A 5,453-nucleotide genomic window follows, 5' to 3' on the forward strand; every position below is an offset into this window, starting at 1 on the left:
ATCTAAAAAAGCGCATAAGAAAAACCCTTGATATATCAAGGGTTTCGGTATGATCTGAGAGGGATTCGAACCCCCGACCCCTACCCTGTCAAGGTGCGGTGGTTCTGTGTCTATATGTGGTTAACTTGTAATCAAGTATTGATTTATAAGGGTTTCTCATAAATAGATATGGTCCTATATAGTTGCTTAAAGCAGGTTGTTGACGTTTTTCGTCAACGATTCGTCAACAACTATCCCACAAGTTTAGTACACCTTGGGTACTTTATTCATTCTGCTTGATGTTCATATAAGAGTTTACAGCCCAAGCGTAGAGTGCTTATGTAATAACATAAATGAAGATTCAGCCCTGTTCAGTTTGTTACATTATGCCGCCCATATGGTTTTAAGCTGTAACATTTTTAACGACGGTAGAAGAAAGACCCGTCGAATCAGCATTATGCTGGCATCAAGTGTAATATCTTTAACCCTAGTTTACTTCGTTTTATTGGACTTCGTTAGCAAAATGTTAGCATGTTGGTAGGAGTCAATGATTTTCCATTAACTTTGATGCCTTTAATAACATAAGCTGGTGCAAATTTTGTTTGCATCGCTTTTAAATCGCAGTTACACAATCCACATGTTCTGAGTGTATGTAGCAACATGTGAAGATGGTGAAGTTTAAAACCAACAGTAGACTAGGAAGACCAAGTCTAATTTATTCAGATTCAATTACCGCTATTATTCTAGACTTTTTTTGAACAATTTCATTAAAGTTCAATGCTTTTTATTAGTCTTGTTTTACCGTAGTTTTCATCGAATCCGTAGCAATTTACTTCAACTTTCCCATTTTTATAAACCTTAACGGTGGCCCATGCGTACATACGATCAGTAGGGTTATTTGTTGGTGCAGTGACCTCAAACGGACTGCCGCCGGAACCAACCAGTACTTGATAGGCCTTGCCGTGCTTGCTTACATTGAAAACATGCTCATGGCCACAGAAATAGGTAGCATTACTATCTTCAATGACTTTCCAGAATTCATCTCTGCTTGCTGGGTCAGCATCGAGTCCGTCAGCAGATGGGGGATTGGAAGGATCCGCTACATATGGAAATGCATCCTTATGGCCGAACACAAAGATATGCTTCGCACCATTTTTCTTCGCTTTTTCCAAATCCTGCTTTAACCATTCAATCGGTGCATGACTATCGTTTCCAACCGGGTCCGTGTTTATAATCACAAAGTGGGAACCTTTTAAATCGAAAGAATAGGACAATTGAGATTGATCAGTTGAAATATTATTTGTACCTATTTGAGGGTGATTTTTAACATCAAAGTCTTTGATATCCACACCTTCAATTTGCTTAAAACGCTCAGCGTCCAAAATGATGTCACCCATATTCGCTCTCCAAGTATTTTCATTGGTTTGGGTCGCTTTTTTAACAGTATTTCCACTAGCATCTTTATACTTGTCTTGCACCTCGTGATTTCCAGGAACAGGAACAACATAGGTACCGGTTTCAAACATATTGGCAACCAAACCGCGCCAGTAAGCGTACTGTGGATTTAACACATTCACATCAGAATTTTTGGTATAACCCATGATCATATCTCCGTTAAAGAAGAACAAGTTTGTTTTTTGCTTTTGAACCTCTCTCGTGATACGAGTAAAAGCCTTCGTGTTCTGCAACCAAATTTTGTCTTGAGCGGTTAATCCAGACTGAGCGGCATCCCCACGGGAGTCACCAACTGTTGAAAAAGTTAACAATACACCCTGTTCCTTACTATTATCTGTTCCTTCATCTGCATTTGCTTTTTGTGGAGCAGCATTGAATAATGAGGTCAATCCAATAACAGATCCTAAAGCGACTGCACTTACAGTTGCTAGAATTTTTGCTTTTTTCATCAATCCTTCATCCCCTCTTAATCTTTTTTCATATTTATAGTTTAATAGGGAACTTTATGCAAATTATTTTAATAGTGTAAATTTTTCGTAAATTTAACTTAAATTTTTATAAAAATCTTAAATAAAAGAATAAAGACACTCCAAAAGGAATGTCTTATGGCAGCATATTATTATTATAAGAAACGGACAGAACACCTTCAAAACGGTTAGTTGCCTTTATTCAAAATGAGTTGCGATACACACTCCACATGACTGGATTGCTGAATGTAGACACAGAACATAACCCATGATGTAGTAGTGTTCACCTATTTTAACACTCAAAGGTAAGACAAGCTATCGTATGGCAATTCTAAATGTCACAACTTCAAATTGGCTTCCAAATAACTTGAAGTTTTAGCCATTGGCTACTATGGCTACTTTAAAGAGCGTTAAGAGTTTATGAAAGATCGGTAATGGATTATCCTCCGGGCCGCCTATCAAACTAAAAAAAGCTCCAACCAGAATCGGTTAGAGCTTTTTATGCTTAGATGAATTAATGCTCTGAGAGCTGAGGCCGGCTTAAAGATCGTATTTTTTACGTTCTTTCCTGTGTGCCTAAAATAAGAGGAAAAACGAACTAAAACAATCCTTGTGGTAGAGCGGGTTCAACATTCATTAATTAAAATGTTAAATGAAATATTATACGATTGTATATGTTTTGTGGTCAGAATGTGGTCAAAAATTTGGTGGTGCTTAGCTAATATAGTTAATCACCATCATTTTTTATCTAGCTAACTTCTGGTTGAATCCAACTACAATTCAATTTCAAGGGATAATGGGGCAAGATTACATCATACCGCCCAACATCCGTTATACTGTACCATTTTCTTATGAGCTGTCAGCAAATGTCTTCTCACTTGGATTTATTGCGATTCATGCCTTGCTCTTTAATAAATCGTACACAAGCTAACCCAATCATTTGCGAAGGGATAGAAGTGTTGCCGTCTGGTAAAATTGGGGAGATTGAAAGATCTGCGACTTTGAGGTTTTTAGTACCAAATACATTGAGATACCCATCAACAACTCCTTTTTGAATGCTCCTAGCCATCCTACATTGTCCGCCGAAGTGGAAAATATTGCGATACGTAGCTTTAACATATTTAGCAATCTCTGCTCTTTTTTCTGCCTCATTTTTAATTTCAAAGACATCTTCAGCAGGGTATACTAACTTATAAATACCTTTAGGATCAAGTTTTCGAGCTTTCTTCATAATTTTGTAAATTACAATATACTGATCGATCATGAATTCTAAGTCATTCCGATTTTGCAATGGATTGAGGTTAACGGAAGGATAAGCTTCAGGATCGCTATGAGCGGCCAAGATCGTTCCTCTGCTTCTCGGGTTATTGTCGAAAGGACCAATACTCATCACATTCGTCTTTTTGTTTGGATCAAATGCCCAGTTGTTCTCGAATATAACTGATAATGGAAGAAAAGAAGGTGTTATGCTGCTATAAATTTGAAGACGGCGAGCTCCTGTTTTACCTTCTCCTTTAAAAGCACCTAGTGGAAATGGTAGATCGGGGTCTGCATCTCTCAATTCTAGAAGTCGACTAGTTTCTACTTCAACTCCCACTCCACCAGTAAATTGAGATTGGAAGTTGTGTCCAACATTAGGACTCTCTACTAATGTCGATACACCGATTCTGGTTAAATCCCTTGAATTTCCGATTCCAGAACGTTGAAGGATGACCGATGAAAAATTTCCAGCTGAAAGAACAATCCCTTTTTTTGCATAAGCCCTTTCGGTTATACCATCCTTGACATACTCAACACCGACAGCTATTTGAACCCCATTTTGTTGTTTAAAGAGAATTTTATTCACTGTTGTTTTTGTGAAGATAGTTAGCAGTCTTCCACCAACCCCACATTCACGAGACTTGAACTCATTTCCTTGTTTAACCACATTTTTACCTAAATATCCAGTTGCTGTTGATGAACGAACAAATTTTCCGTTCACCTTTTTGTTCATAGCCTGTGATTTATAAAATGTGCAATCTTTTACTCCTGTATTATAATCTTCAACAATTGGGATATTCATCACTTCCGATGTTGCCCTCGCTAATATTTTAGTTAGGCCGTTATCGCGCTCAGGAATAATTTGTTGTCTAACATGAATGGGTCCATCTGTTCCTCGTTGTTCTTCATCTTGTGTTGCACCTGTATACGTTTCGTTCTTTTTAAATAAAGAACTAATATTATCATATTTCCATTGAGGTCCAACAAGCTCTCCCCACTGATCATAAAGTTCATGACTTCCCCTTACTGCATACATGGCATTATGTTCTGAGCTCCCACCAATTGCTCGACCACTTGAGATCCTAAGCTGGGTATTAATATTAGGTTCAATTGTAGACATTATATTAAAGGAGTGTCTGTTATCGGTAGCTAATAGGCCTGAGCCTTGGTTAGAAGCACTGCTTAACTCATTTGTCATGTTTGTCCCTGGCTCAAGAGTGAGTACAGAAGTTCTGCAATCATCTGTTAATTCTTTTGCGACCACCCCCCCAGCGGTTCCAGCACCAATGACAATATAATCAACTCTTCTTATCCTTTTTTTTCCTCCCATCAAACCTTCCTTTCATAGATTTATTAATATCAAGCCTTCAAGACTATTGTATGATTTTTACTGGGCGAAATTACCATTTTTAAAAGAGTGAAAAAAGATTACAAAGAAATTATGTACGGCAGGGATTGAAAATGATCGTCCTCTACGTGGAGGACAGTGTTGTACCCTACGTGGAGGACAATCATGTGTTCGTATATAAAAAAAGCACCCGATGAAGGATGCTTTTTTATTATGAATATTAGGTTGTCAGTATTTAAACTATATGGACTATTTAAATGAGGTCATTAAAAAGTAAGTGAAAAAGACCGAAATACTTTCTGGAAACTTCAAATTTGTGGAGATATTAATTTTACTCTTTAGGCTGTCATTAAGCAGTCTTTTTTTGGGGGAAGAAGGTGCCAAATCTTAAAAGTTTTGCACTTGTTGATGTATTTGCCCCATGATACCATTTTAGTGTGGAAGAAGCTTGCTGTTGATTTTACATCATATTCGACAACGACTTTTTTGACTGCGGTTCTTGCAGAATCACTATAGGTAGTGCTATAAAAATATAAAAATCTACCAAATACTTTTTGTAATAGCTGCTATAGGATCTCATATATTTAGTTGTTTCATAAGCTGGAGTTACATAGCTGGCAACATATCCCCTACTGCTGCTCCAACAATTCCAGCTGCTCCTGATCCGACTGGCCCCAATGAGGCACCAACAGATGCTGCTGCAGCTCCAAAGCCATATGTAATCACACTTTTTACAGCGGCCGTTGTACGCTCACTTAACCATGTATGATTTTAAGGTGTACCGTATGTTGAAGCTCCTCCAGGGTTTTCATCTACGTAGGTTGGCGGTTCTGTTAGACTTTGAACCCCATTTTCTCTCAACAAAATGCCTTACATACTGTTGACAAAAAAACAGATACAAAAAACTCCTGCCCTTTGGATAGACGTTTACGATATATATTCAA

Annotated in this window: 2 protein-coding genes; both read right to left on the bottom strand. The window is 37.8% G+C overall.

Going from position 1 to position 5,453, the window contains the following annotated elements; genetic code table 11:
- Positions 1 to 746: 746 nt before the first annotated feature.
- Entirely contained in the window at positions 747 to 1,883 is a 1,137-nt protein-coding gene (locus H539_RS0111030; protein WP_162144717.1) for a metallophosphoesterase family protein, read from the bottom strand.
- 892 nt (positions 1,884 to 2,775) lie between these two features.
- Positions 2,776 to 4,491 carry a GMC family oxidoreductase gene (locus H539_RS0111035; protein WP_026693556.1) on the bottom strand — a complete coding sequence of 572 codons (1,716 nt, stop codon included), beginning with the start codon at positions 4,489 to 4,491 and terminating at the stop codon, positions 2,776 to 2,778.
- Positions 4,492 to 5,453 lie beyond the last annotated feature (962 nt).

It is taken from the genome of Peribacillus kribbensis DSM 17871 (assembly GCF_000430765.1).
In the GTDB taxonomy this organism is placed as follows: domain Bacteria; phylum Bacillota; class Bacilli; order Bacillales; family DSM-1321; genus Paraperibacillus; species Paraperibacillus kribbensis.